This is a genomic window from Mycobacterium sp. URHB0044 (assembly GCF_000620625.1).
Taxonomy (GTDB): Bacteria; Actinomycetota; Actinomycetes; order Mycobacteriales; family Mycobacteriaceae; genus Mycobacterium.
Genome location: NZ_JIAW01000001.1, coordinates 464,707 through 491,482, shown reverse-complemented (window position 1 = coordinate 491,482; position 26,776 = coordinate 464,707). Strand labels below are relative to the sequence as shown.

General features: G+C 67.5%; 25 protein-coding genes and 1 pseudogene. 14 read left to right on the top strand and 12 right to left on the bottom strand.

All coding sequences use genetic code 11. The features are described 5' to 3' along the window. Window positions 1–60: 60 nt before the first annotated feature. The 3 genes from N536_RS0102370 to N536_RS0102360 all read right to left on the bottom strand — a co-directional run bounded on the left by N536_RS0102370 (window position 61) and on the right by N536_RS0102360 (window position 1,968). Entirely contained in the window at window positions 61–636 is a 576-nt protein-coding gene (locus N536_RS0102370; RefSeq protein ID WP_155948378.1) for an FxLYD domain-containing protein, read from the bottom strand. A 74-nt stretch (window positions 637–710) separates the two neighbouring features. Then, window positions 711–1,181 (bottom strand): WhiB family transcriptional regulator, encoded by a 471-nt coding sequence (locus tag N536_RS37220; protein WP_064751505.1) that lies wholly within the window; start codon window positions 1,179–1,181, stop codon window positions 711–713. 46 nt (window positions 1,182–1,227) lie between these two features. Further along, window positions 1,228–1,968, bottom strand: coding sequence for a sensor domain-containing protein (locus N536_RS0102360; protein ID WP_029112137.1), 741 nt, complete (start codon window positions 1,966–1,968; stop codon window positions 1,228–1,230). A 339-nt stretch (window positions 1,969–2,307) separates the two neighbouring features. Here N536_RS0102360 and N536_RS0102355 point away from each other — a divergent pair, with 339 nt between their 5' ends. Continuing rightward, window positions 2,308–3,180: an FHA domain-containing protein gene (locus N536_RS0102355; protein ID WP_081809007.1), complete on the top strand. Its 873-nt coding sequence runs from the start codon at window positions 2,308–2,310 to the stop codon at window positions 3,178–3,180. 8 nt (window positions 3,181–3,188) lie between these two features. On the opposite strand, the gene N536_RS37215 is transcribed toward N536_RS0102355, so the two are convergent. After that, window positions 3,189–4,109, bottom strand: a complete 921-nt coding sequence (locus tag N536_RS37215) for a DUF4878 domain-containing protein (RefSeq protein WP_051574175.1) — start codon at window positions 4,107–4,109, stop codon at window positions 3,189–3,191. An 832-nt stretch (window positions 4,110–4,941) separates the two neighbouring features. Between N536_RS37215 and N536_RS37210 the strand changes: the two are divergent. The 4 genes and pseudogenes from N536_RS37210 to N536_RS0102335 all read left to right on the top strand — a co-directional run. After that, a pseudogene (locus tag N536_RS37210) lies at window positions 4,942–7,524 on the top strand (ATP-binding cassette domain-containing protein); the annotation flags it as partial. A gap of 153 nt (window positions 7,525–7,677) precedes the next feature. Next, on the top strand, window positions 7,678–8,277 hold the full coding sequence (locus N536_RS43460) for a sensor domain-containing protein (RefSeq protein WP_369798374.1): 600 nt from the start codon (window positions 7,678–7,680) through the stop codon (window positions 8,275–8,277). A gap of 167 nt (window positions 8,278–8,444) precedes the next feature. Continuing rightward, the gene (locus N536_RS0102340; RefSeq protein ID WP_036435001.1) at window positions 8,445–9,158 is read left to right on the top strand and encodes an LppX_LprAFG lipoprotein; all 714 of its coding nucleotides are present in this window, start codon (window positions 8,445–8,447) and stop codon (window positions 9,156–9,158) included. A gap of 73 nt (window positions 9,159–9,231) precedes the next feature. Then, complete coding sequence (locus N536_RS0102335; protein WP_029112133.1) at window positions 9,232–9,609, top strand: DUF4189 domain-containing protein; 378 nt, start codon at window positions 9,232–9,234, stop codon at window positions 9,607–9,609. Between the two features lie 55 nt (window positions 9,610–9,664). Here N536_RS0102335 and N536_RS37205 read toward each other — a convergent pair whose 3' ends face one another. The 6 genes from N536_RS37205 to N536_RS0102305 all read right to left on the bottom strand — a co-directional run bounded on the left by N536_RS37205 (window position 9,665) and on the right by N536_RS0102305 (window position 14,419). Then, window positions 9,665–9,952 carry a hypothetical protein gene (locus N536_RS37205; protein ID WP_051574173.1) on the bottom strand — a complete coding sequence of 96 codons (288 nt, stop codon included), beginning with the start codon at window positions 9,950–9,952 and terminating at the stop codon, window positions 9,665–9,667. Between the two features lie 9 nt (window positions 9,953–9,961). Then, the gene (locus N536_RS37200) at window positions 9,962–10,291 is read right to left on the bottom strand and encodes a hypothetical protein (RefSeq protein WP_036434999.1); all 330 of its coding nucleotides are present in this window, start codon (window positions 10,289–10,291) and stop codon (window positions 9,962–9,964) included. Window positions 10,292–10,362: 71 nt separating this feature from the next. Next, window positions 10,363–10,620: an HPr family phosphocarrier protein gene (locus N536_RS0102320; protein WP_029112132.1), complete on the bottom strand. Its 258-nt coding sequence runs from the start codon at window positions 10,618–10,620 to the stop codon at window positions 10,363–10,365. Window positions 10,621–10,649: 29 nt separating this feature from the next. Continuing rightward, window positions 10,650–12,644, bottom strand: a complete 1,995-nt coding sequence (locus N536_RS0102315) for a fructose-specific PTS transporter subunit EIIC (protein WP_029112131.1) — start codon at window positions 12,642–12,644, stop codon at window positions 10,650–10,652. 21 nt (window positions 12,645–12,665) lie between these two features. After that, window positions 12,666–13,643 (bottom strand): 1-phosphofructokinase, encoded by a 978-nt coding sequence (pfkB, locus tag N536_RS0102310; RefSeq protein ID WP_029112130.1) that lies wholly within the window; start codon window positions 13,641–13,643, stop codon window positions 12,666–12,668. After that, window positions 13,640–14,419 carry a DeoR/GlpR family DNA-binding transcription regulator gene (locus N536_RS0102305; RefSeq protein WP_029112129.1) on the bottom strand — a complete coding sequence of 260 codons (780 nt, stop codon included), beginning with the start codon at window positions 14,417–14,419 and terminating at the stop codon, window positions 13,640–13,642. The genes pfkB and N536_RS0102305 overlap by 4 nt, the downstream gene beginning before the upstream one ends. Before the next feature lie 42 nt (window positions 14,420–14,461). On the opposite strand from N536_RS0102305, the gene ptsP reads away from it, so the two are divergent. Both ptsP and N536_RS0102295 read left to right on the top strand, forming a co-directional pair. Beyond that, a complete protein-coding gene (gene ptsP / locus N536_RS0102300) occupies window positions 14,462–16,237 on the top strand; it encodes a phosphoenolpyruvate--protein phosphotransferase (RefSeq protein ID WP_029112128.1) in 1,776 nt (591 codons plus the stop codon). A gap of 70 nt (window positions 16,238–16,307) precedes the next feature. Continuing rightward, window positions 16,308–17,282, top strand: a complete 975-nt coding sequence (locus tag N536_RS0102295) for a pirin family protein (RefSeq protein ID WP_029112127.1) — start codon at window positions 16,308–16,310, stop codon at window positions 17,280–17,282. Here N536_RS0102295 and N536_RS0102290 read toward each other — a convergent pair. Together N536_RS0102290 and N536_RS0102285 are read right to left on the bottom strand one after the other, a co-directional pair. Continuing rightward, window positions 17,279–19,432, bottom strand: a complete 2,154-nt coding sequence (locus N536_RS0102290; RefSeq protein WP_029112126.1) for an FUSC family protein — start codon at window positions 19,430–19,432, stop codon at window positions 17,279–17,281. The genes N536_RS0102295 and N536_RS0102290 overlap by 4 nt on opposite strands. A 27-nt stretch (window positions 19,433–19,459) precedes the next feature. Beyond that, a complete protein-coding gene (locus tag N536_RS0102285) occupies window positions 19,460–20,029 on the bottom strand; it encodes a TetR/AcrR family transcriptional regulator (protein WP_029112125.1) in 570 nt (189 codons plus the stop codon). Between the two features lie 184 nt (window positions 20,030–20,213). On the opposite strand from N536_RS0102285, the gene N536_RS0102280 reads away from it, so the two are divergent. From N536_RS0102280 to N536_RS0102250, 7 genes are all read left to right on the top strand, one after another. After that, entirely contained in the window at window positions 20,214–20,849 is a 636-nt protein-coding gene (locus N536_RS0102280; RefSeq protein WP_029112124.1) for a TetR/AcrR family transcriptional regulator, read from the top strand. Window positions 20,850–20,955: 106 nt separating this feature from the next. Further along, window positions 20,956–21,918, top strand: a complete 963-nt coding sequence (locus N536_RS0102275; protein ID WP_029112123.1) for a class I SAM-dependent methyltransferase — start codon at window positions 20,956–20,958, stop codon at window positions 21,916–21,918. 84 nt (window positions 21,919–22,002) lie between these two features. Next, window positions 22,003–23,424 (top strand): aldehyde dehydrogenase family protein, encoded by a 1,422-nt coding sequence (locus tag N536_RS0102270; protein ID WP_029112122.1) that lies wholly within the window; start codon window positions 22,003–22,005, stop codon window positions 23,422–23,424. A gap of 36 nt (window positions 23,425–23,460) precedes the next feature. Beyond that, the gene (locus tag N536_RS0102265) at window positions 23,461–24,324 is read left to right on the top strand and encodes an SDR family oxidoreductase (RefSeq protein ID WP_029112121.1); all 864 of its coding nucleotides are present in this window, start codon (window positions 23,461–23,463) and stop codon (window positions 24,322–24,324) included. 3 nt (window positions 24,325–24,327) lie between these two features. After that, complete coding sequence (locus N536_RS0102260; RefSeq protein ID WP_029112120.1) at window positions 24,328–25,290, top strand: NADPH:quinone oxidoreductase family protein; 963 nt, start codon at window positions 24,328–24,330, stop codon at window positions 25,288–25,290. Beyond that, window positions 25,287–25,991, top strand: coding sequence for a haloacid dehalogenase type II (locus tag N536_RS0102255; protein ID WP_029112119.1), 705 nt, complete (start codon window positions 25,287–25,289; stop codon window positions 25,989–25,991). The genes N536_RS0102260 and N536_RS0102255 overlap by 4 nt, the downstream gene beginning before the upstream one ends. Next, window positions 25,988–26,470 (top strand): DUF456 domain-containing protein, encoded by a 483-nt coding sequence (locus N536_RS0102250; protein ID WP_029112118.1) that lies wholly within the window; start codon window positions 25,988–25,990, stop codon window positions 26,468–26,470. The genes N536_RS0102255 and N536_RS0102250 overlap by 4 nt, the downstream gene beginning before the upstream one ends. Window positions 26,471–26,776 lie beyond the last annotated feature (306 nt).

The window sequence follows — 26,776 nt, the reverse complement described above, 5'->3', positions numbered from 1 at the left end:
TCCTCTTCTGTATGGAATGCCGGAATGGGTTGGTGCGTAGGGGTTGTGGCGCTTGTAGCGTCAGTACTTGCTGACTCCAGCGACCCTGAACGTCGCGCCCTTGAGCTTGTAGTAGTCGTCGGACAACGTGAACGCCTCTTCGGTGACGGACTGGCCGGCCCCGAGGTTCTGGACGTAGGCGGTGTCCTCCGCGATGCGATTGCCGTCGGAGTCGACCGCCTCGATCTGAATGCTGAAGGTGGCCCGCTCGCTGCCCTTGTTATGCACTGTCACAGGCAGTTTGCCGGTTGTCAGGCTCGTGTACTTCGTGTCTTTGGTGAAGGCGCCGAACGTCACGTCGACCTCGTTCTCAAGGATCTGCTCGGTGTTTACGCCCGAGGAATTGCTGATCATCTCGTTGACATCACTGGACATGTTGCCGATGAAGATGAGGGGCGCGACGAACACCATGAACGCGAGCACGATTGCACCGCCGATGACGGCAATCAGCACGCCGTGGGTGCTCTTCTTCGGTTGGGGTGCCGGGTATCCATAGCCGTAGGGCGGCATCGGTGTCTGCGGTCCATAACCATGAGGTGGTGCGAGGTGTTCGTACGGGTTGGGCTGCCATCCGGATTGTGGGGACGGATAAGACATTTCGTTGAGTCCTTTCGTGAAGGGCTTTGCGAGTGATGCGGATGGTGAATTGCGTGTCGCGGAGTTGAAGGCGGTTAGGCAGTGGCCGCGGTCGAGGATTCCTGCTGGCGAGGCGTGTGCGCCGTCCGAGGGATCATCGAGGCGGGTGTGCCGGCGTTGACCGCCGTGCCCATGATTTTGGCGTTACTCGGGTGAGTCCGCGGATCGATGGACCCGTCGGCGATGCCCCGCAGAATCTCGCGCTGCGCCTCGAGCACGGGAACCTTGCGCGGGTGCTCGCCCGGCAGCTGCACGCCAGCCCAGACGCCGTAGACGGCCTCCATGTCCAGCGCCCGACGGGCGCACGAGCGCTGTTGCGCGAGTGGGCAACGAAGCAAGCAAGCGGTGCGTGCGGTCTCGGATTGCTGCGAGGCGCGCTGCATCATCGCCAACGTGGGGCCGCCCATGCCTCCGTCTTCACGCTCGGTATGGCCTGCGAAGAAGAGGTCCGGGTCGGCGCTGCACGGAGGGGCAGCCAAATGCGTCGTAAGAGTGTTGGTGGTCATGATGTTTCGCCCTATCTGTGGGTAGTGGAGTGCGTGCTGGACGGGCTCATGCCCACTGGTCGTCGGCCTTGTCGGCGATCGCCTGCGTGATCTTTGCGGCCTGTCCCTCGGCGCGACCTGACGAGCAGGACATCACGTCGATGAAGATGTCGCGGTACGAAGCGATCGCGCGCTCACAAGTGCCGGCGCCGTTGGCGGCGGTTTGGCTGAGGGTCACGATGGTGCGGTCCTCGTTGATCCACGGCGTGCCGAGAACCCAGTCCTGGCCCTCGCCCGAGGTAATAGTCATGCCCTTGCAGTCGGCCCATGCGTTGGCCGTCGCCTTCATGTGGGCGAGCGCCTCCCGCTTGTCCGCGAGTTGCACGACGGCCTCGGAGACGATCAGGTTTGCGTCCGTGCCGTCCGAGACGACACTGAACGCGACGTCCTCGACGTCGGTGTCGGTGTAGGCGGCAGCCGCGTACGGGGCGTACGCCCCGGTGCACTCGGAGGGCTCAATGGTCCCGCCCGAGAGCCGATTTCCCGACTTCGTCTCGACGAGGCGGCGCGCACCGAGCAGGCTGCCCGCCTCGCGGCCGTTGAGCAGCAGAGCCTCCAAGCTCGACGTTCCGGTGAACGTCGGAAGCGGTGCGGCAGGCGCGGCGGCGGCGGTGCCCGCGCTCGCGGCGATGGCCATGCCGGCGAGCACGCTGGCCGTGGCCAGTCGTACGACCGTCGGGCGGGTGGCGACCGGCGCCTGGCGCAGGACGAGAGCGGGGGCCTTCTTCTGGCGGGAGGTGATGCTCATCGACTGACCTTTCGAGTGGGCTGCTGTTGCGGTGCTACGACTATAAACATAGCGAGAGTCGTAGCGCAAGACGTACCGCTGTCGGAGTTTGCGTGTCGACCAGATTCGGCGGATAGAACCGCGCGACCTGCACATATACTGGGCCAAGCTGGCCCTCAGCGTGTTGTACCCGCGAGTTGGAGCGTGCGGGACCTCGCAGCACTGCCGGTAATCCATCGCAGTGATACGGCAAGGCTTGCGGTATCGCTGCGTACGTCGCTACGATTCAAGTCGACGAACGCGCCGCGGTGCTACGACTGCTGCTCGCAGGCGCTTCCGGTGCGCAGATAGGAGAAAGTCATGGACACTGCGTCTCACGACCGTCGCGGCAGCCAGGACCTAATGGTCTGCGTGAACGGTCAGACGGTGATCCGACGCGCAGCGGACGGCGAATTCATCATCGGCCGGGAAGTCCCGCCATCCCACATCCGGGTAGACCACGCCGGCGTCTCCCGCCTGCACGTGCGGCTCGTGCCCGGGTCCCATTGGGACCTCGTTGACTACGACAGCCGGAATGGCGTGTACCTGCAGGGGCACCGGATTCAGTACGAGACACCCATCACCGACGGCATGACCGTGCACCTCGGTGACCCCGACGGAATCCCAATCACATTTCACTACATCGCCGTCGAACACGCGTCTGACACGGACGCTGCCGACCCACCCGAGCCCGACATACAGCGCGCCGGTCAGGCCGTTGTCGAACGATACGAGGAACTGGGACTCTCTCCACGCGAACTCTGCCAGCACGTCGGCATCGAGTCTGAAGTGCTGGCCGGATTGACGCGGGGGCACGTGTGGCCCGACCCCGCGAGTCGCTCCGCGCTCGAAATGGCCTTGGCCTGGCCAACGGGCGCCCTGGACGAAATCCGCCTCGGACAGCCCCATGGCGAGATCACTGATGTGATCACACCCGCTCTGCGGCGGGCCCTTCTGGTCGATTCGGCCACCGTGGCGCTCGCGAGCATCGACGGCGCGATCGCGGATCTTCCACCAGTCGCGGATCCCGCATTCGCCGTCCGTGCCCAACCGATGCTGCGCCGCCTGGCTGCACTCAAGGATCAATTGGCAACCGCCGCAGCCCTTGACGGCGATGACGTCGTCGAGATGCTCGACGTGATCGCGCGTGTCTACGGCCGCCTACTCACTCCCGCCGGAGCCCCCACGCGATAAAGCGCCCGCTAGTTGTAGGTCAGCGTTGGGGGAGTATGACTCAAATCCGCTGTGGCGCTGATGAAGGGGGTGATCTGCCCTGCCTTTAGATCGGTCGTTACGTCCATGGTGATTTCGCCGTACAGCGATGCCTCCAGCTGGTACTCGCTGAAGTTCTGGACCTTGACCTGGCTGGTGTCAGCCGCCCCCCAAGTCACCGAGGACACATCGTAGATATCGAGCAGCTTTACCGGGCACGGGGCCGGCGGTGAGGCGCTGTGCGACTGCCGGCAGGCGGCTAGATCATCGTCCAGCTCGCCCATGATGGCTTTGGTGCCCGCACTGTTGAGCGTGATCTCGGGTTGTAGCCAGGGGCTCGAGTAGGAGGAAAGCTGCTCCAAGAGCAGCGGATCCTTGGTCTTCACGTCCAGGTATTTGTTGGTGCTGCCGACATCGAGGTAGCCCGGGAAGACGTAGAGGCTACCTTCGTCAGCCGGTTTGTCGAACACGGTCAACGTTTGAGCTGCTGCGTTCGATGAGCCGCCGGGCGCCGCATTCAGTTTGATCGCCGCCGCGTCGAGCCGCCACTTGTCGCCGTTCTTCTTCAAAGACAGTGTGGCATCGGAGGTTTTCGTTCCGAAGGTGGCCGTCACATGGACCTGCGCCATCCCGATTACTGCGGCAGCACTGTCGTCGTTGAGGATGCGGATATCGGTGATCGGCCACTCGGCGATCTGCTTCTTCAGGATGTCATCGGTGAGCAGATCCTTGGTCCCGGGCTGGTCGTCGGAGTACGAGAGTGCGGCTTCGGCGTCCCCCCGTGACAGCGCCTCCAGGTAGCCCTTCACGACGTCACCGGCCGAACCGTTGCCGCTGTCGGTGCCTCCACCGAACACAGTGAAGGTCAACACGATGCCGATTACGACCAGCACTGCCAAGCCGGCGATCACGCTGAGGATGAGCGGTTTGCGGCCGCGCTTCGGACCCTGTCCTCCAGCCTGTCCATACGGTGGCGGTGGCGGTTGTCCGTAGCCAGCGCGCTGCAAATGGCCGGACAAGTCACCGGTTGCGGGCCCGCCCGGGTACCCGGGCGGCGGCGGAGCTTGTCCGTACCCCGGACTCGGATAACCGGATGCCACCGGGCCCTGCCCGTATGGGGGCCGCTGCGGCGGCGCCGGCGGCGGCGTTCCCCAGTCACCCTTACCTGGCACAGCGTGCGGCGGCTGCCAACCGCCGCCGGTCGCCGGTGGCGTCGCGGGCCGCACTTCGGTGGCCTCCCCGTCCTCCTCACGGCCAGGATCACCACCGGAATTGGGCCCACCGCCGGACCAACGTGTCATTGTCTACTCCCCTGAATGTTCGCGATAACAGTACCTAGCTGTGGCCCCTCCGACTTACACGACTTCGCAAGGCGGTGCGCCGCGGTATCGCTGATGGCCGATGCGCCCGCGGGACCGCCCGTCCCGGCCCGGGAGCGCGGCGGTTGGGTGTCCTATCCGGGGAGGATGAGTGTGGTTGCATAGAAGCTGGTTTCGAGCCACTGAGCATGCGTGGCTGCCGCTGACGAACGCGTGCGCGTTCTCGGCCCAGTCGACCGCAATCCAACGATGCCGTGAACGGGGCAGGGACTCGATTCCTGACCAAACGGCTGAAGCCGCTTATGAGGCGCTGCCGATACAGTCCCTACTTGGACGTGCAGGAGCATAGGAGGGTCATGGTGGGTTCCCCCGCTGCCGCGTTTCCGGCGGTCATCATCGGAACACCTGGTCGACGGGAGCTGCCGTGACCCGGGCTATGGCTCCGCCACTGGTGGTGCGCCTCGGGGAGTCGATGTTTGCGTTCGCCCCCGGTCCCGACATCACCGTGGGGCGTGACAGCAACCGGCCCGGCCAGGATCGGCAACGTCACATTCGCGTGGACGTCGCCGCCAAGGCGATTTCCCGGGTCCACATGGTGCTGCACGCCGACGGTCAACAATGGGTCGCCATCGACAAGAGCCGCAACGGCATCTACGTCGACGGCAAGCGCGTGAGCACCGTGCCGATCGACGATGACGTACGAATCCATCTCGGCGCTCCCGACGGGCCGGCGCTCACATTCCAGATCACCACCCAGCAACTCCACGTTTCGAGCATCGCGCCACCGCGTCCGGGTCCGCCCACGTCGCCGCCACCCGGAAGACAGTCGGTTCCGCCTGTCCCACGACCCGCATCACCGCAGCAGCGGACCGCGCCGCCGCCGGTGCAGCGACCGCCGCAGCCACATCGGCCGACGCCTCCACCGCCACAGCGCCCATCCGCGGTTCCGCGACCGGCGTCGGGGCCTGCTGCCCCGCCGCCACGGCCGCCGGCGCCGTCCGCCCCGCTCCCGTCTCCCCGTACGGCAACCGAGACCGAAGCCGACGTGATCGCACGCATGACGGGAGCCGTCAAAAGGGTTCTGCCGCAACGTCCACCTTCGCCGCCGCCCGCGGCCGTCACCATCGGACGGCATTCCACGTCGACCGTACGCATCGACGACTCGCTGGCGTCCCGTACGCACGCCTATCTGGTCGCCTCGCCTACGGGTACCCAGCTGTTCGACAATGCCAGCGGCAACGGCACTTTCGTCAACGGGGTCCGCATCAACGCGGTCACGCTACGAGTCGGCGACGTCATCACGATCGGCAACACCGACCTCGTATTCACCGGCGGAACCTCCTTGGCGCTGCGGGCGGCAACGGAGACGACGGGCGGCGTACAGGCGCACCAGCTCGGTCTCGCCATCGACGGCCACCAGCTGCTGACCAACGTGTCCTTCACGGCTCGGCCCGGAACACTCACCGCGGTGATCGGTCCCTCCGGTGCTGGAAAGTCGACACTGATCAAGCTGCTCGGCGGAGCCGCCCAACCCACGTCTGGGCAGGTGACGTTCGACGGGCACGACGTGCATGCCACGTACGCGTCCATGCGCTCGCGCATCGGCATGGTTCCCCAAGACGACGTCGTGCACCGCCAACTCAGCGTCGACCAGGCGCTGTCCTACGCCGCGCAGCTGCGGCTGCCACCGGACACAAGCAGGTCCGACCGTCGTGCGGTGGTCGACCGCGTGCTCGGCGAACTCGAGCTGACCGAGCACCGCAACAAGCGGGTCGACAAATTGTCTGGCGGGCAACGCAAACGCGCCTCGGTGGCCTTGGAGCTGTTGACCGGGCCGTCGCTGCTGATCCTCGACGAGCCGACGTCGGGTCTGGATCCGGCGCTCGACCGCCAGGTCATGTCGATGCTCCGCCGACTAGCCGACGCAGGCCGGACCGTCGTCGTCGTCACCCACTCGCTCACGCATCTGAACATGTGCGACCAGGTTCTGCTGCTGGCGCCCGGCGGCAAAACCGCCTACGCCGGCTCGCCCGCGGGGATCGGCGATGCGATGCGCACCACCGACTGGGCCGACATCTTCGCGTGGGTGTCCACCCAACCCGACGATGCCCACGCCGCTTTCCTAGCCCGCAATCCCAGCGCTGCCCAGCCGGCGGCACCGACCGCACCGGCCGGGCCCCTTGGCGAACCGGCCCACACCAGCACCGGCCGCCAGATGCTGACGTTGGCCCGCAGGCAGATTCGGCTTATCTTCGCCGACCGCGGCTACACCGCCTTCCTCGTGCTGCTGCCCTTCGTCCTCGGAGCACTATCGCTGGTGGTGCCCGGCAAGGTGGGTCTCGGCGTCGCGACCACTGCCAGCGGCGCGCCCAACGAACCGACCCAGCTGCTCATTCTCGCCAACATCGCAGCCGTCTTCATGGGCACTGCGTTGACGATTCGCGACCTCGTCGGTGAGCGCACCATCTTTCAACGTGAGCAGTCGGTCGGGTTGTCGTCGGGTGCCTATCTGGCGTCAAAGATTGCCGTCTACAGCGGATTTGCGGCGCTTCAAACCGCTGTCGTCACCGCCATCGTGGTCTACGGCAAGGGCGGACCCACCCAGGGCGCCCTCGCTCTGGGCAACCCGGTATACGACCTGTACGCCACCCTCGCGCTGACGGCCATCGTGTCGGCGGTCTTCGGACTGCTGTGGTCCTCGCTCGCTCGCTCCAATGAGCAGATCCTTCCCATGCTCGTCGTCGTCATCATGCTGAGCATCGTGTTCTCCGGCGGACTTATCCCCGTCACCGCGCGTATAGGACTCGAGCAGGCGTCGTGGTTCCTTCCTGCGCGATGGGGCTTCGCGGCGTCGGCGTCGACGGTCGATCTGCTCAAGGTCGCCCCCCTGATAACGGTCGACGACCCGCTGTGGCGCCACGCCCTGAAGTGGTGGTCCCTCGACATGGGTGTGCTGCTGCTGCTGGGAATCGTTGCCGCCGTGGTGGTGTGGCGACGACTGCGCCTGCCTCCCGACACCGCGGTCGGCGGGGGTGCCCGCCGCGGCGCTTCCAAGGCGGCCGGCGCGGTGCTGGTTCTGGTGCTGGTAGCCGCGTTCGTCGCGGGCCTGTCGGTGCTCACCCGCGGCGGCGGAACCCGCGATCCTGCGGCGAATTCACCAATGGCGGGCATGCCTACCCAGGGTGCGGCGCCACCGCAGCAGGCGGTGCGGCCCGACCAGCTGAGCGGCCTCCTGTTGGATGCCAGCGCGGTGAGTTCGGTGATGCAAGAACCCGCCATGTCGGGTCTCACACCTGCCCCGTCGACGGCCCACCGCACGACGAGTTCCGCACCTGCGAACTGTGCCAGCGCCGCGGAGGCCGGCAACACCGCGGCCTACCTGGGGACGGACTTCACCGCGACGGCGGGCTCCGACTTGTCAGGCCCAAGTGATCCAAACATCACCGTCACCCAGTTCGTCACCAGCTTCCCGAGCGTGGAAGCTGCAGCCTCAGTGCAGGACACGCAGATCAACGAATGGAGGGCCTGCGCCGGCATCTCGGTAACGCTTACCGGCGGGGGCCCTCCCCACACGATCACCGTGGGTGAGCCCGAATCCGTCGAAGGCCGGCTCACAGTCACCTTCACCGAGCCCGGGCGGTCCTGCCAGCACGTGTTGACCACCGATTCCAACGTCGTCATCGACGTGGCGACGTGCACGGCGACGGGTGGCCAGCAGGCCGACGACATCGCCAAACAGATCACCGACAAGATCACCTGACCCAAATCGGCTCTGTGTGTGCGCATTGCGCGATGAATCGCCTACGACGCGAGTCGCACTGTGGCCACGAGATGTGTCTGCGGACGCCACAGCTGAACGTTTAATGTGTGACGCGACCGAGGCACCGGGGACAGCCGGGTGCTGGCTAACAGAAAGTGAGTGTGTGTATGAGGCTTCGATTCGGTGCAGCGTTGGCGCTCACCGCAGCAGCGGCGATCGCCCTGACGGGCTGCTCGTCGAGTTCAGACACATCATCCAGCGGCGCCGACGCCAGCACCCTGATTCAGCAGTCCTCAGACGCGATGAAGAACCTCACCAGCGCCCACTTCGAGGTCACCGCCGAGGGCAACGTCCCCAACCTCAAGGTCACGAAACTCGAGGCCGACGTCGCATCCAAGCCCGCCGTGGTAGCCACCGGGACCGCCAGCATCCAGATGGGTCAGGAAACCCAGGACGCCAAGCTCATCTTCGTCGACGGCAGCCTCTACTCCGACATCGCCGAGCCCGGCACCTTCACCGACTACGGACCTGGTTCGTCGATCTACAACCTGTCGGTCCTCCTCGACCCGCAGAAGGGTTTGGCCAACGCCCTGTCGAAGCTCAAGGACCCCAAGACCGCTGGCTCTGAAGACATCAACGGCACCAAGACCACCAAGATCACCGGAACGGCGTCCACCAACGATGTCGCCGAATTGGCCGGCGCAAAGAAGGCCCCGGAGAAGGAGCGCACCGTCCCGATGACGGTATGGATCTCCGACAGTGAGCCGCACTATCTCGTACGGGCCCAAATCGATCCGGTCCCCGACACCAAGCTGGTCATGACGCTGTCGGATTTCGGCAAGCAGGTCACCGCTACCAAGCCGCCGCTTCCCACTCCCTGACCAAATTCTCTTCATCCCCAACATCGTTCACATCTTCGGTGCGCCGGCTCGGCGCCCAGAAAAGGATCTAGTCATGAAGGTGACCGCTTTCTCTCAGCGCGCGGCTGTAGCCGCCGCCGCTGCACTCACCGCCGCCACCATCAGCGTGGCCGGCGCTCCCGACGCAGACGCCGCGTTGTATTACGGCGCCATCGCGTACGCCCCGAATGGTGCCGGCGCTTCCGTGTGGAACTACCCGTCGCGGTCGGAGGCCGAACAAACCGCGCTGGACTACTGCGGGTACTCCAGTTGCAAGACCCTGTCCAGCTTCAAAGACTGCGGCGCAGTGGTATACGACGGGGATGCTTGGCAGGGTGGCTATGGCCGCACCTTATCGGCCGCCATCGCCGACGCCAAGCGTCGCATGCCAGGTGGTTACGTCGATTCGTGGGCGTGCAACACCCTCAGTTGAGAATTACCCGCGAACGACGCCGCCCGGCCTGCTCTAAAGCAGGCCGGGCGGCGGTCTAGGAGCCGATCAGATAGCAACCCCAGATCACCGGGGCCGATAGAGGCACCGAGATCAGCCCGATGAGCAGCCCGCGGCCGATCTGTCCAGCGGTACCGGGCCGTGTTATCAGGACGGCCGCGGCGATCACGTCGACGACGATGATTGGTACGAAGAGGACGTAGAGGGCGGCGTACGGGAAGGACATCCACGCGGCGACGGTGCCGATGAAGACGCTGACCGCCGCCGCAATGAAGCCGGCCGCACTGTGCGGCTCAGGGGTCTGAATGCCTTTGAGCTCAGCCATCTTCGGATCTCAACCCGTGTACAGCACCCAGCCGACCACGAGGCCGGCCAGGAGCACGATCGCCGAACAGCCTACGAGGCTCAGTCCGATCCCGCGGGTACGTGATTCCCGTGCTCGCAGCAGCGCAACACCGGTCACTGCCGCGACGAGCGCGGTGACCGCGACCGAGGCCAGGAACGAGACGAGATTCTCGATACCGGCGCCAGCTCTCCACTGCAGCCAGGAGACGCCGATCGCGGCGGCGACCACGAGCTGGACGGTGAAGGGTACAGCCCAGGTCGCAGCCTTCCACGTATCGGTGTGGATCGGGCGTGGTCGTTCGCCGACGTTGTCGCTCACTCGTCTGAGTCTATGGCTGTCTGTGCGGTCGGCCTGACGCTGATTTCAGGGGAGCGCCAACGACTTTCAACTCAGGCGTCGAGGTCCTGCTGAACCAGCTCCGCCACCGTGTCGAGCGCGGCCTGGTCCTCCGAGAACACAGTCACCTGGGCTCCGTTTCCGGCGCCGAGGGTCATGATCATCAGCGCCGAGCCGGCGTCCACCGGCTCACCGCCGTCGACGCACAGGGTGACCTCGGCGCCCGCGTTGGTGACGGCTTCGGCGATGATCGCGGCGGGGCGGGCGTGCAGGCCGATCGAGGAACCGACGATGACGGTCTTGGTGGGCATGTGGAGTCTCCTTGTAATTGGTGAGGGGATCAGACGGTGGTCAGAGCGGGGGAGTCGTCGACGTCGACCTTGGCCTTGGCGAACTGCTTGGCGGCCACGACCGCCACCGCACCGGCGGCCGTGCCCACCGCCAGCGCAACCAGGAACCAGATCAGGTGCCCGATGGCGAAGAACACGAAGATCCCGCCGTGCGGCGCTTTGAGCGTCACACCGAACGCCATGATCAACGCACCGGTGATGGCACCGCCGAACATCATCGAGGGGATCACCCGCAGCGGGTCCGCCGCGGCGAACGGGATGGCACCCTCGGAGATGAACGACGCACCCAACAGCCAAGCGGCGCGGCCGTTTTCGCGCTCCGGCTCGGTGAACAGGCCCGGCCGCACCGCGGACGCCAGTGCCATCGCGAGCGGCGGCACCATGCCCGCGGCCATCACGGCCGCCATGATCCGCAGCGACGCCGGGTCGGCGACGTTGAGTCCCGCGGTGGCGAAGGCGTAGGCCGCCTTGTTGACCGGCCCGCCGAGGTCGAAGCACATCATCAGACCAAGGATTATGCCGAGGATGATCACCGAACTGCCGGACAGACCGCCGAGCCAGTTGGTGAGGCCCGATGTGATCGCCGCCAACGGACGACCGAGCAACAGGAACATCAGCAGGCCGACGACCAGCGAGGCGACCAGCGGGATGATCACCACGGGCATCAGGCCGCGCAGCCAGCGCGGGACGTCGATCCGGCTGATCCACAACGCGGTGAACCCGGCGATCAGACCACCGACGATGCCGCCGATGAACCCGCCGCCGACGAACACCGCGACGGCACCCGCCGTGAAGCCCGGTGCGATTCCCGGCCGGTCGGCGATGGCGAACGATATGTAGCCGGCGAGCGCCGGTACCAGGAACGAAAACGCCAGTCCGCCAAGGGTGAACAGCACCGCGCCGAGATACTGGCTCAACCCGCCGCTCGGCAGGTTGGTCAGCGAGTTGCCTGCCGCGATGATGTTGCCGAGGCTCTTGGTCGCACCGTCGGGAGTGTTGGCGATGTCGTAGCCGGCCAGCAGGAACCCCAGCGCGATGAGCAGGCCGCCGGCGGCGACGAACGGAATCATGTAGCTGACGCCGGTGAGCAGGATCTGCCGCGTACGGGTACCCCAGCCAACGTCCCCGGACGGCGCAGCGGCAGCCGGCGCACCGGCACCACCCTCGACGCGAGCGGCGTTCGGATTGTCGGACGCCGCAACGGCTTCGGCGACCATCTTGGCGGGCTCGTTGATCGCGCGCTTGACGCCGGAGGCGATGACCGGCTTGCCCGCGAAGCGCTGCCGGTCCTTGACGCCCACGTCGGTGGCGAAGATGACGGCGTCGGCAGCCGCGATGACGTCGGCCGACAGCGGGGTGCTCCCCGACGAGCCCTGCGTCTCGACGTGCATCGTGACGCCGGCTTCCTTGGCAGCGGCGGCCAGTGAGTCGGCCGCCATGTAGGTATGCGCAATGCCGGTCGGGCACGCGGTGATGGCGACCAACGTCTTCGCCGCGGCAGGGGCCGGAGGCGAAGAAGGCGCGGCCGTGGCGGGCGCCGGGTTGACCACCCCTTCGACGAGCTCGACGATCTCGTCGTCGGACGACGCGTTGCGCAGCGACGCCACGAAGTCCTTGCGTACCAAGGCCCTAGCCAGGCTCGACAGCAGCTTCATGTGCTCGGACCCGCCTGCCTGCGGCGCGGCGATGAGGAACGCGAGATCGGCGGGACCGTCGGGCGCGCCGAAGTCGACCGGCGGCGAGAGCCGGGCGAACCCGATGGTGGCCTCGTCGACGTGGGGCGAGCGACAGTGGGGGATCGCGATGCCGCCGGGCAGTCCGGTGGCCGACTGTGCTTCGCGCGCCATCGCAGCGGCGACCAGCCCGTCGCGGTCGGTGGCGCGGCCTGCGGTGGCGAGACGGTCGGCGAGCAGGCCGATGACGGCCTCCTTGTCTCCGCCGGCGTCGACGTCGAGAGCGACCAGATCAGTGGTGATGATGGACATGTCGTTACTTTCCTCGTTCGGTTATGGGCGGGTGGACGCGGGCGTAATCGCATACACCCGAACGGCTTCGAGATCGATCTGGATGGGCGACGGTAGTGCCGAGCCCGGCAGGGAGGCCGCCGCGCTGCCGTAGGCGACGGCCATCTGCAGCCGTTGCGGCGGCTCGGCACCGCCGACCTCGGCACGCAGGTAACCGGCAAGCGCGCTGTCGCCCGCGCCTACGGTGCTGCGCGGTGTGATCGGCGGGGGCGTCGCCATCCAGGCGCCCGTCGCGTCGACGAGCACCGCGCCCGCCGCGCCGAGAGTGACGAGCACCGCACGGGCGCCACGGTCGATGAGCTGACGCGCGGCCAGCACCACCGGCTCGGGATCCCCTGCGGCTGCGGCACTTTCCAGGTCGGCGGGTGATGCGCCGACCAACCCGGCGAGTTCTTCGGCGTTGGGCTTGATGACGTCGGGTGCGGCCCGGCCGAACGACGCGGCCAGTGCGGCCAGCGGCCGCTCCGACGTGTCGACTGCAACGCGGCACGCAGCGGGTGCGAGGGTGGCGACGATCTCGGCGTACCAATCGTCGGGCACGCCCGGTGGCAGCGAGCCGGACAGCACCACCCATGACGCGTCGGTGGCGGCTTCGGTCACCGCCCGGGTCAGCGCGTTGCGCGCCGAGTCGTCGAGCGTCGCGCCCGGTTCGTTCAGTTTGGTTGTGGTGCCGTCGGATTCGGTGATCGCGAGGTTGGTGCGAACTGCTCCGGTCACCGGCACGCATCGATAGGTTACGCCGCTCGATTGCAGAGCCGTGACGATGGGGTCGGCATCGGCGGCGGGCAGGATCGCGACGGCGTCCAGCCCGGCGAGAGTCAGGGCGCGGGCCACGTTGACGCCCTTGCCGCCCGGCTCGGTGGTGGCCGACGTGACCCGGTGCACGGCGCCGCGGGTCAGTGGCGTGCCCAGCGTGACGGTGCGGTCGATGCTCGGGTTGGGTGTGACGGTGACGATCACGAGGGGACTCCGGCGGTGATGACCTCGACGCCTTCGTCGGTGAACGACTTGCGGTCGGCGTCGGCGATCTCGGCGTCGGTGATCAGCGTGTCGACGCTAGTGATGGGGGCGAAGCTGACGAGGTCCTCGCGGCCGACCTTGGTGGAGTCGGCGACGACGACGACGTAGTTGGCGCACCGCACCATGGCGCGTTTGACCGCGGCTTCTTCCCCGTCGGGCGTCGACAGACCGTGGCGGGGGCTGATCGCGTTGGTGCCGATGAAGGCGATGTCGACGCGCAGCGTGTCGAGCACCCTCAGTGCCTGCTCGCCGACGGCTGCCTGCGTGACCCCGCGGACCCGGCCGCCGAGCAGTTGGAGCGACACCGAGTTGAAGCCGGCCAGCCGGGCGGCGATGGGCACCGAGTTGGTGACGACGACGAGTTCGCGGTCGGTGGGGACCAGCGCGGCGATGCGTGCGGTGGTGGTGCCTGCGTCCAGCAGGACGCTCGCCCCACTCAGCGGGAAGAACTCGGTGGCCGCGGCGGCGATGGCGTCCTTGTAGTCGGCGCGGGTGGACTCCCGCTCGCCGACGCCCGGCTCGACGAGGTGCAGGGCCCGCACCGGAACGGCGCCGCCGTGGACGCGGCGCACGATGCCCGCCTTGTCCAGAGCAGCAAGGTCGCGTCGCACGGTCTCGGTCGTGACGTCATAGGCCTGGGCCAGTTCGGCGACCGAGGCGCGGCCTCTGCTGATCACCAGAGCGGCGATCGCTTCCTGGCGCTCTTCCGCGTACATGGCCCTCCGCTTATGTGGGATATCTGCGTTCTGAATGTTGATATGTTTGGTTTTACCCCTGACTGTGTTGACTTGTCAATGATTTCTAGTAATCTGGCTCACATGAGTACGTCGCCTTCGGCCACATCACTACCGGTTCCAGCGGACGCTCCGCCGGCTGGAACCGTCCTTCGGGGAGTCCCCGCGGTGGGTGGGGTGCAATACGCCCCGGTGATTCGGCCGGGCAAGCGGCCGCGGCTCGAGGACGCTCCGGTGGCCGAACTGGCTGAGGCCGACCGGCCCGGCGAAGTGGCTCGGTTCACCGCGGCTGCCGCGGCAGTGGCCGAGCGGCTGCGCGCCCGGGCGGGCCATGCGACGGGCGTCGCCTCGGAGGTGCTCGCCACCACCGCGACCATGGCGCAGGACCGCGCCTGGCTGGGGGACGCGCAGAAGCGGGTCAACGCCGGAACGCCCGCGGAGCAGGCCGTCGCAGCGGCGATCGAGAAGATCGCGGAGATGTTCGCCAAGGCTGGCGGCCTGATGGCCGAGCGGGTCACCGATCTGCGCGACGTCCGCGATCGCGTCATCGCCGAACTCAGCGGACTTCCCGAGCCCGGCGTTCCGGTGCCCGACGTGCCGTCGATCCTGTGCGCCGAGGACCTCGCCCCCGTCGACACCGCCGGTTTGGATGCCGCACTGGTCGTCGGGCTCGCCACCACACTCGGCGGTCCGACCAGCCACACCGCGATCATCGCCCGCCAGCTGGGCATCCCCTGCGTGGTCGCCGTCGACGGTCTCGACGCGGTGCCTGCCGGCACGAACGTCATGGTCGACGGCACGCTGGGCACCGTCACCGTGGAGCCCGACGCAGCCGTCGCGGCGCGCGCCGTCGAGGTGGCGCAGCGTGAGGCGGACCTCGCCAAGAGCTGGACCGGTCCGGGTGCCACCGCCGACGGACACGTCGTCGCGATCCTGGCCAACGTGCAGGACGGCGCAGCCGCGCAGGCGGCGCGCAAGACTCCCGCCGAGGGCGTCGGTCTGTTCCGCACCGAACTGTGCTTCCTCAATCGCGACGCCGAGCCAACCGTCGACGAACAGGCCCAGATCTACTCCGACGTCCTCGAGGCGTTCGACGGCCGCAAGGTCGTCATCCGGACGCTGGATGCCGGATCGGACAAGCCGCTGAAGTTCGTCGGCCATCCCGACGAGGCCAACCCCGCGATGGGCGTGCGCGGCATCCGCATCGCCGAGGGCAACCCGGGCATCTTGACCCGGCAGTTGGAGGCCATCGCCGCCGCAGCGCACCGGACGGGCAACGCGCCATGGGTGATGGCCCCGATGATCGCCACGCCCGCGGAAGCGGAAGCCTTTGCCGCGCAGACTCGTTCGTACGGCCTGACACCCGGTGTGATGATCGAGGTGCCTGCCGCCGCTCTGCTGGCCGACCGCATCCTCGAGCACGTCGACTTCCTCTCGATCGGCACGAACGACCTCACCCAGTACACGATGGCCGCCGACCGGATGTCGGCCGAACTCGCCACCTTGACGGACCCATGGCAACCGGCGGTGCTGACACTCGTCGCCACGACGGTGAAGGCAGGAGTCGCGGTGAACAAACCCGTCGGCGTCTGCGGTGAGGCCGCCGCCGATCCCCTGCTGGCCTGCGTGCTGGTCGGCTTGGGGGTGTCGTCGCTGTCGGCGGCCGCCGCGGCCGTGGCGGGCGTCGGCGCGAGACTCGCGCAGGTCACGTTGGCGCAGTGCCGTGCCGCAGCCGATGCGGCGTTGGCGACCGCCAGCGCGGCCGATGCGCGCGCCGCGGCGATGGCCGCCCTGCTCTAGGAGAGCCCACGGGGAATTAATCGGACCGTAGTCCGGTTACTGCGGGTACGTTCCAATCGAGGAGGTCACGATGCCCGCCATCACCGCCGACACGCTCACCCTGCCCCGGGTCGCCGGGCCCGTCGCGTCGGACACCGAACGCCCCGTGCGTTCCATCACAACCGGACCCCGCGGCTACGAAGGCGAGGGCTTTCCCGTCGTGCGTGCCTTCGCGGGCGTCAGCGCCGCCGACCTCGACCCGTTCGTCCACATGGACCAGATGGGCGAGATCGAGTACCAGCCCGGTGAACCCCGCGGCACCGACTGGCACCCTCACCGCGGCTTCGAGACCGTCACCTACATGATTGACGGCAGGTTCGCACACCAGGATTCGCACGGCGGCGGTGGCCTCATCACCGACGGTGCCACGCAGTGGATGACGGCAGGGTCGGGCATCCTGCACATCGAGACGCCGCCCGCCGAACTCGTCGAGAGCGGCGGCACCTTCCACGGCATCCAGCTGTGGGTGAACCTGCCGCGCAAGGACAAGTTCGCCAGCCCGCGCTACCAGGCCATCGAGGGGGGACAGGTCAAGCTGCTGTCCTCCGACGACGGCGGTGCGCTCGTACGTATCATCGCCGGCGACGTCGACGGCCAGCAGGGTCCCGGCGCCACCTACACGCCGATCACGTTGGCGCACGCCACCATTCAGCCCGGCGCACTGTTGAACGTGCCGTGGAACCGCGACTTCAACGCGCTCGTCTACGTGTTGTCCGGCCGCGGCACGGTGGGCCCCGTGGCGCAGCCGATCCAGCAGGGCCAGCTGGCGGTGTTCGGGCCCGGTGACCGGATCTCGGTCGGCGCTGCGGAGGGCCAGGACTCGAACCGTCCCGCGCTGGAGGTTCTGATCTTGGGCGGCAAGCCCATTCGCGAGCCCGTCTTCCACTACGGACCGTTCGTGATGAACTCCAAGTCGGAGCTGATCCAGGCCATGGAGGACTTCAATGCGGGCAAGTTCGGCGTCATCCCGCCGAATGCGCTGATGCCGCACACTGCCGGACGTTAGGCGCGGCTGGTGACGGGTTGCACCGGATCGGGGTAGAGCAGTTCCAGCTCGCCCAGGTTCGCGGCAACCGTCACCAGCGGCAGCGCGGCGGAGACCGAGAGTGCGTCACCTGGCGAGTCGGCCCGCAGCGCCAACACGAAGTCGTCGCTGATCGGTCCCTGCCCAACGGTGCCCGCAGTGCCGTGCAGCCGCGCGCAGATCCCGTCGGCGTGCGCTTCGAGCACCGTGCGCACGCGCGGGTAGGTGGCGAGCGGCGGCGGGACGACGTCGGCGATGAGCTCGGCCGCAGTGCGCAGACGAATGGCGCGGTTGGCCGCGCGGATCACCGGTGCGCGCAGATCCGTCGAACCGCCGCTCTCCGAAAGATACTGGCGCACCGCATCATCGAGCGTGCGGGATGCCGACATCGCGTCGTGGCCGAGCGCGAAGACGCGGTCGTTGGCAGCCTCGGACGCGCCGCGGGTGACGCGGCGCACCGCCGTCCGCAGGTACGTCGAGCCGACCTCACACGCGGCGTCGATCGCCTTGGAGACCGCGGACGCCGCGCCGCGCGGCCACAGCAACAGCGACACCACGATGCCCACCAGGGCGCCGACCACCACGTCCTCGACGCGGATCAAGCCGACGCTCCAGCCCGTCGGCACGATCACGTTGAAGACGATCAGCACCATCATCGTGAACATCGCCTGCCCCGCGATGAACGACGCCACCTGCTGCACGTACGCCGACCCGAACGCGACGACCGGCAGCATCGTCCACATCACCGCTGGGTCGTAGCCCATCAGCTGGATGAAGATCGCACCGAGCACGAACCCGATGCCGGTACCCGTGACGGCGCGCAGCACGCGCGTGCCGGTGGTCAACGCGCTGCTGCGCAGCACCGACATGGCGCCGAGAACCACCCAGAAGCCGTGCTGCACGGGAAACAGGTGGGTGATCGCGACGGCGGTCGCCAGCCCAAGGCCGGTGCGCAGGCTGTTGCGCACCACCACAGCCCGCGTGGCGACGAACCCGGCGGTCAGATACGCGATGGCCTGCGACTCCGAATAGACCCGGTCGGACGCGCCTGCCTCCGGGAGCCGACGGCCAAGCACGCGGGCCCACACCGGCCGCGCGTCGGCGTCCGCGGCGATGGCGATGACGCGCCCGGTAGCGCCGACGCAGGCCGAAATGGTGCGACGCGTCAACAGCTTTCGCCCGACGCCGATGGCGGTGGCGTCACTTGGCTCATCCAGGATCTCGACGATGTCTTCTCGGTACCGGCTCTGCGCCACCAGGCGCTGCACGGCCAACGCCTGCGCGAGGTCGGCGCGAAATTCGTCGCGGCCCTGCGCCTGCGGCGTGGTGAGCACCTTGGCCGAATCGCGCAGCACCCGCACCAGGGGGTCGCGCATCTCGGCCAGCAGATCCCCCGACGTCTCGGTGACGCGATCGGACAGCCACTGCAGATCGTCGACGACCCGCACCAGGGCGCGGCTGCCCGCGGTCAGTGCGACGGGCCGGAAGTCGGCGCCGAGGAAGTTGGCCCGCAGCTCACCCATCGCCGCCGAGACGGCGTCGGCCGACGCGGCGCCCTCCAACCGGTCGGCCAGGGTGCGGCACACCGCCGCGGCGTGGCGGCGCAGGTCGTCGTGATGCCGCGGCGGCAGCAGGAAGAGGGAGGCGGGGACGGCGAGCGCCAGCGCGATGAGCCAGCCGAACAGCCGCTCGGGGATCGGGCCTGGCGGCGTGCAGACCGGCAGCACGAACGTCAGCAGCGTCGAGCGCTGTCCGGCCGCGACGATCTCGCTCAGCACGCCGGAAAAGGTCACCGCGACGGCGAGCACGAACATCGTCGTGACGGCCAGCCACGGGATGGGTGCGACGAGCGAACCGAGCGTGATGAGGACGGTGCCGTTGAACCCGAGGCCGGCGTACGCCAACGCCCTGGCCGGGCGATTACCGGGAAAGTCCACCATGATGAGCAGCGCCACGGACCCGAAGATCGCGAACAACGGTGTCTGCGAACCGCCGCCGACCTCGAAGGCGACGGCCGCCGCGATGGGCACCACGATCGCCGCACGGATCGCGCGCCGCAGCGCGTCGTGTTCGGGATCGCGCTCGTTGATCCGATCCACTGCCCGGCGCCACCAGCCAGCCCGGGTCAGCATGCACCGGATGGTAATCCGGTGGTGCCGTCAGACGTTGTCGGGGAGCGTGTCGAACCGGCCCGAATCCAGCGCGTCGAGCAGTTGGTCGGCGATCCACTGGATGTCGCTTGGTTCGCGCCGCGGCAGCACGGCCTGCTCGTAGCCGATCAGGAGGTACAGCGCCCACGACGCGAACACCTCCGCGTGATGCTTGTCGTCGAGGATCTCGCACGCCGATTCCACCAGGAAGTCGAAGCGCTGCCGGTCGACGGCCGCCTGCATGGCACCCACCTCGGTGTCGATCGCACTCCACACGCGGATCGCTCCCTCGGCGCCGTGCGGCAATGCGAGCCCCTCCTGGATCAGCGAGCCGATGCGGCGGCGTGGATCCGGCTCGGCCCGGATGACGTCGATGACGCTGACAGTGCGGGCCTGCATCCAATGGGAGACGAGCGCGCGGGTGTAGGCGGACCAACTGGCGAAGTAGTGGTAGAAGGAGCCGGTGGTGACCCCGAGGCGGTTGCACACCTCGGCGAGCTTCAGGCCGCCGTAGCCGAGATCGGACAGCACGTCGATACCGGCGTCGAAGTACGACTCACGGGTTACGACGCTCGCCATTGCGCCACCATAGTTGTCCCCCGACGTTGAGCATTGGCTCTGGGTACCCACGCTTGGCAAATCCACGCGCGTGCGGCGCACCGTCTCCCATTGACGGTCGCGGTGATTTGCTGCACGAGATTCTCCGAATGCTTCCGCAACCATTCACCTCAGCGACACCGGTGACGTGTGGCACAATTTGACTGTGCCGTATACCGCGACCCGGGGTCCAGGACGTCCGCCCGCGGCTAAGGCTGCGGAGACCCGGGAACGCATCGTGCGTGCGGCGCGGGAGGTTTTCAGCGAACTCGGCTATGACGCAGCAACATTCCAGGCAATTGCCATCCGGGCCGACCTGACTAGGCCGGCAATCAACCACTACTTCGCCAGCAAGCGGGTGCTCTACGGCGAGGTGGTGGACAAGACCAACGAGATGGTGGTGGCCGCCGGAATGGCGAAGGCGGAGGTCGAGACGTCGCTCTTGAAGCGGTTGACGGCCTTCTTCTCGGCAGCGATGCAGGCAGAATCCCGTGATCGGTCGGCCGCAGCCTTCCTGGTTACGTCAGTGCTGGAATCCCAGCGGCATCCGGAACTCAGCCGCGACGAGCACAACTCACTCAAGACGTCCCGCGCGTTCGTCACCTGGGTCGTCACCGACGCCATCGAGCGTGGCGAGCTGACCACCGACACCGACGTTTCGACCCTCGTCGAGATGCTCATCGCCGTGATGTGGGGGATGGGTTTCTACGCGGGCTACGTCGGCGGCCACGACGAGTTGACCACCATCGTGGAAAAGCTGGAACTGCTCCTGGCGAACAAACTGTGGAAGATCGCCGAGTAACTCGCCAAAAACCGGTCAGCCCGCCCGTCGCACTCTTGGCAACGTCACGCACGGCATCGTGCGGCCGTCCACATAGGTGATCTAAGTTCTTCGGTATCGTGGTGACATGAGCTCACTGCGCACCCATGACGACTCCTGGGACATCGCGACCAGCGTCGGATCGACCGCGGTGATGGTCGCAGCAGCGCGGGCCGGTGAGACCGCACGCGCCGAGCCGCTCATCCGCGACCCGTACGCCAAGACGCTGGTGGCCGGGGCCGGCACCGGGATCTGGGAGGCGCTGCTCGACGACAGCTTCGTCGCGAAGGTCGCCGACGTCGATGCCGAGGCTGCCGCGGTCTTTGCGCACATGGGCAGCTACCAGGCGGTGCGCACGCACTTCTTCGACGACTACTTCGCCAAGGCGGTCGCGGCGGGCATCCGGCAGGTCGTCATCCTGGCGTCGGGCCTGGATTCGCGGGCCTACCGACTGGACTGGCCGGCCGGCACCGCCGTCTACGAAATCGATCAGCCCAAGGTGCTCGAGTACAAGCACGCGACCCTCGCCGAGCACGGCGTCGCGCCGTCGGCCGAGTTGCACCAGGTGCCGCAGGACCTCCGGTACGACTGGTCGAAGGCGTTGCGGGAGAGCGGGTTCGACGCATCGCTGCCTACGGCGTGGCTGGCCGAGGGGCTGCTGATGTACCTGCCGGCAGACGCCCAGGACCGACTGTTCGAGCAGATCACCGAGCTCAGTGCGCCGGGCAGTCGCGTCGCGGCGGAAACGGCCGGGGTCACCTCCGCGGAGCGCCGTGCGGCCATGCGGGAACGCTTCGAGGGCATCGCGGAGCGGTTCGGGATGCAGAACGTGATGAACATCCAGGAGTTGATGTACGACGATCCCGCTCGTGCCGACGTCACGGCGTGGCTGAACGGGCACGGCTGGACGGCGTCCGGCGTGCACTCCGTCGACGAGATGCGGCGTCTGGACCGCTGGACGCTGCCCATCGAGGAGGACGAGGACGCGGAACGGGGCGGGTTCTCGACCTTCGTGATCGGCGAGAAGGCGGCCGACCAGACCAGCGGGTAGGCGCAGCGTCGGAGTCGCGCGGGCCTGTTCGCCAACCGGGTGGTTGGTTAGGATCGGGTATTCCTCGGGTCAGGAAGGACTCCCATGACCACGCAATCCGCCGACGCACCGGCGCCAACTGCGCCCGGTTCGACCACCAAAGTCGACATTCCCACCATCGTTGCTCGCGTCCGCAAGACCTACGCCACCGGCCGTACCCGCGACGTCGAGTGGCGCAAACAGCAGTTGCGCGCGCTGGAGCGCCTCGTCGTCGACAACGAGGCAGCCATCGCTGACGCGCTGCACCAGGATCTCGGCCGCAATCCGTTCGAGGCGTGGCTGGCCGACATCGCCAGCACCGCGAGCGAAGCGGCCGACGCCGCGAAGAACGTCGGGAAGTGGACCAAGCGCAAGCACCGGCTGCTGGAGAAGGCACAGCTGCCGGGCCGCGCGTGGATCGAGTACGAACCGTTCGGCGTGGTGCTGGTCATCGGTGCGTGGAACTTCCCCTTCGCCCTGACGCTCGGCCCGGCCGTCGGAGCGCTCTCCGCGGGCAACGCGGTCGTGCTCAAGCCGTCCGAGGTGTCACCGGCGTCGTCGTCGTTGATGGCGGAGCTCGTGCCGAAGTACCTCGACAGTGACGCCGTCGTGGTGGTCGAGGGAGACGGCGCGGTCAGCCAGGAGCTCATCGCGCAGGGCTTCGACAAGCTGTGCTTCACCGGCGGTACCGAGGTCGGCCGCAAGGTCTACGAGGCGGCGGCCAAGCACCTCACGCCCGTCACGCTCGAACTCGGTGGCAAGAGCCCAGTCATCGTCGCCGCCGACGCCGACATCCCGGTGGCCGCCAAGCGCATCGCGTGGACCAAGCTCATGAACTCCGGCCAGATCTGCATCGCACCGGATTACGTGCTGGCGGACGCGTCGATCCGCGACCAGCTTGTCGACGAGATCAAGGCGACCATCGACAAGTTCGAGGCCGAGGAGGTCGCGGGCAAGCGAATCGTCAACGAGCGCCACTTCGACCGGCTGGTCGCCTCTCTGGCGGCGACCAAGGGCGAGGTCGCGATCGGCGGCGGCTCCGATGCCGGGGCGGTCAGGATTCAGCCGACGGTCGTCGTGGACCCAGACCTTGACGAGCCGTTGATGCAAGATGAGATCTTCGGGCCCATCCTGCCGATCGTCACGGTCCAATCCCTGGACGAGGCAATCGATTTCGTCAATGCGCGGCCCAAGCCCCTTGCGGCGTACCTGTTCACCAAGAGCAAGAGCGTGCGGGAGCGGGTGATCAAGGAGGTCACCTCCGGCGGCATGCTGGTCAACCACCTGTTGTTCCAGTTCTCGACCACGAAGCTGCCGTTCGGTGGAGTCGGACCATCGGGCATGGGTTCCTATCACGGGCGGTTCGGCTTCGAGGAGTTCAGCCACCGCAAGTCGGTGCTGACGAAGCCAACCCGACCCGACTTAACCGCCATCATCTACCCGCCGTATACAGAGAAGGCGTGGAAGTTGGCACGCAAGCTCTTCTAGCTGCCGTTCAACCGAGGATCGAGAGATAGGAACCCAATGCCCGGAGTGCAGGATCGCGTCATCGTCGTCACCGGAGCCGGTGGTGGATTGGGTCGTGAGTACGCGCTGACCCTGGCCCGTGAGGGCGCCAGCGTCGTGGTCAACGACCTCGGTGGCTCCCGTGACGGCACCGGTGCCGGACACAACATGGCCGACCAGGTCGTCGACGAGATCAAGGAGGCCGGCGGTCGCGCCGTCGCCAACTATGACAGCGTGGCCGAGCCAGAAGGCGCCGCGAACATCATCAAGACCGCGGTCGACGAGTTCGGCGCCATCCATGGCGTGGTCAGCAATGCCGGCATCCTGCGCGACGGCACCTTCCACAAGATGACGTACGAGAACTGGGACGCCGTGCTGAAGGTGCATCTCTACGGCGGCTACAACGTGATCCGCGCGGCCTGGCCGCACTTCCGCGAGCAGAGCTTCGGCCGCGTCGTGGTGGCCACGTCGACCAGCGGGCTGTTCGGCAACTTCGGGCAGGCCAACTACGGTGCGGCGAAGCTGGGCCTGGTTGGCCTGATCAACACGCTGGCCCAGGAAGGCGCCAAGTACAACATCAAGACCAACGCCGTCGCGCCGATCGCCGCCACCCGCATGACGCAGGACATCCTGCCGCCCGAGGTATTCGAGAAGCTGACGCCGGAGTACGTCGCGCCGGTGGTGGCCTACCTCTGCACGGAGGAAGTGCCCGACACCGACTCGATCTTCATCGTCGGTGGCGGCAAGGTGCAGCGCACCGCGCTGTTCCAGAACGACGGCGTGACGTTCGAGAACGTGCCATCGATCGACGACGTCGCGGGCAAGTGGGGCGAGATCACCGATCTGTCCGCGGCCAAGTCGGCCAGCTTCAAGCTCGGTTAGACGGTGAAGGCGCTTGTCGCGCAGGAGCTCTCCGGGCCATCCGGGTTGGCCTACACCGATGTCGACGACCCAGCCGGTGACGGCCTGGTGGTCGTCGACGTCGGTGCGGCCGGTGTCTGCTTTCCCGATCTGCTGCTGATCCGCGGCGAGTACCAGCTGAAGTTGGACCCGCCCTTCACTCCCGGGATGGAGGTCGCGGGGACGGTGCGGTCGGCGCCTGAGGGCTCGGGTTTCACGCCCGGCCAACGGGTTTCGGCGTTCACCATGCTCGGCGGGTACGCCGAGCGGGTGGCGGTGTCGCCGGACAACGTGGTGGCGAGCCCCGACGACGTGGACGACGCATCCGCGGTGTGTCTGCTTGGCAACTACTACACGATGTACTTCGCGCTGGAGCGTCGTGGCGCGCTGCGTCCCGGCGAGACGGTGCTGGTGCTGGGGTCCGGCGGCGGCGTCGGCACGGCGGCCATCCAGATCGCGAAGGCGTTGGGAGCCAAGGTGATTGCGATGGTGCACCGGGCCAGCGCCATCGAATACGTCGAGTCGCTGGGCGCCGACGTGGTGTTGCCGCTCACCGACGGGTGGGCGCAGGCCGTGCGGGACGAGACCGGTGGCCGCGGCGTCGATCTGGTGGTGGACCCGATCGGTGGGGATGCGTTCGACGACGCGATCCGCGTGCTGGCAACCGAGGGACGGCTGCTGGTACTGGGTTTCGCGGCGGGCGGCATCCCAACGGTCAAGGTGAACCGGTTGCTGCTGCGCAACGTCAGCGTGGTGGGCGTCGGGTATGGCGAATTCGTGAATCGGACGCCGGGATCTCAGTCGATGTTCGGGTTGGGGTTGGGCCGGCTGATCGCCGGCGGGCTGCGGCCGCCACCGCCGATGCAGTATCCGCTGTCGGAGGGCCGAGCGGCCCTGGAGAGCCTGGCGGAGGGCGGGGTGCGCGGCAAGGTGGTCTTGTTGCCGTGAAGGTGTTGGCGTTCGACGTCTTCGGAACCGTCGTCGACTGGCGCACCAGCATCATCGGCGAACTCGATGCCTTCGGCGAAAGGCATGGGCTGCAACGAGATTGGGCGGCGTTTGCCGACGATTGGCGCGGCGGCTATCCGGAGGCGATGGACCGGGTGCGCCGCGGCGACCTCCCGTGGATGCGGATCGACGCGCTGCATCGGGTGATCCTCGACGACCTGTTGCGCAAGGCCGGCATCGATTCGGTGCCTGAGGAGGATGTCGACGACCTCAACCGCGCGTGGCACCGCCTCGACCCGTGGCCGGACTCGGTGGCTGGTTTGACCCGTCTCAAGCAGCGGTTCGTCATCACGACGCTGTCGAACGGAAACGTGTCACTGTTGACCAACATGGCCAAGCGGGCAGGGCTGCCGTGGGATTGCGTGGTCTCGGCCGAACTGTTCCACCACTACAAGCCGGATCCTGAGGTGTATCGGGGCTGCGCCGACCTGCTCGACGTGCGGCCGGTGGAGGTGATGCTCGTCGCGGCGCATCCGAGCGATTTGCGTGCTGCGCGCGACGCCGGTCTGAAGACCGGGTACGTGAAGCGGCCGCTCGAGCACGGCCCCGGCCGTCCCATGCCGGCATTCGAGGACGGCGAGTTCGACGTCGTGGCCGACGACTTCGACGACCTCGCAATGCAACTCGGGTGTGAACGGTGAGCACGGCAGGGGTCGTGCTGGTCGCCCTGGCGATCGCGGTGGGGTTGGTCGGAATTCTGGTGCCGCTGCTACCCGGCACGGTGCTGGTGTTCGGTGCCATCGCGGTGTGGGCGTTCATCGAGCGGACGACGGTGGCGTGGGTGACGCTCGGTGTCGTCGCAGTGCTGTTGGGCGCCACCTTGCTGGTGAAGTACCTGTGGCCGATGCGACGGATGCGCGGCGCCGACGTCAGGACGTCGAGCCTGTTCGCCGGTGCGGTGCTTGGCATCATCGGTTTCTTCGTGGTGCCGGTGCTTGGCCTGGTGTTGGGCTTCGTGCTCGGCGTGTATTTGGCCGAGCTGGCGAAGCGACGCGATCAGCGGTTGGCCTGGACGTCGACCGTGCACGCGATCAAGGGCGTGGCTCTGTCGGTCGGGGTCGAGTTGGCGGGTGCGTTGTTGGCGACGGCGGTGTGGGCGGTCGCGTTGTTCGTGGGGTAACCGTGTTCGTGGGCTAGCGGTGTTGGTGGGCTAGCGCGCCAGGTGCTCGTGCCAGGCGCGTGCGTCCCGGACCACTGTTGGAAATGCCCACCTACGAGCGACTTTTCGCGGGCGCCCCTGCCAACCGTCGACCTACCCGTCGACCCGCACCCCGCGCTAACACCACCCCGATTGCCCACCTCCGAGCGACTTCTTCACGGCTAGTGTGCGGCAGGTCGCGCATCCGCGGCTTCGGGGGAGACTCCCTGTGGATAAGTGCCCACCTGACAGCGACTTCTCGCGGGATGTGTCGTAGCGCGATGTCAC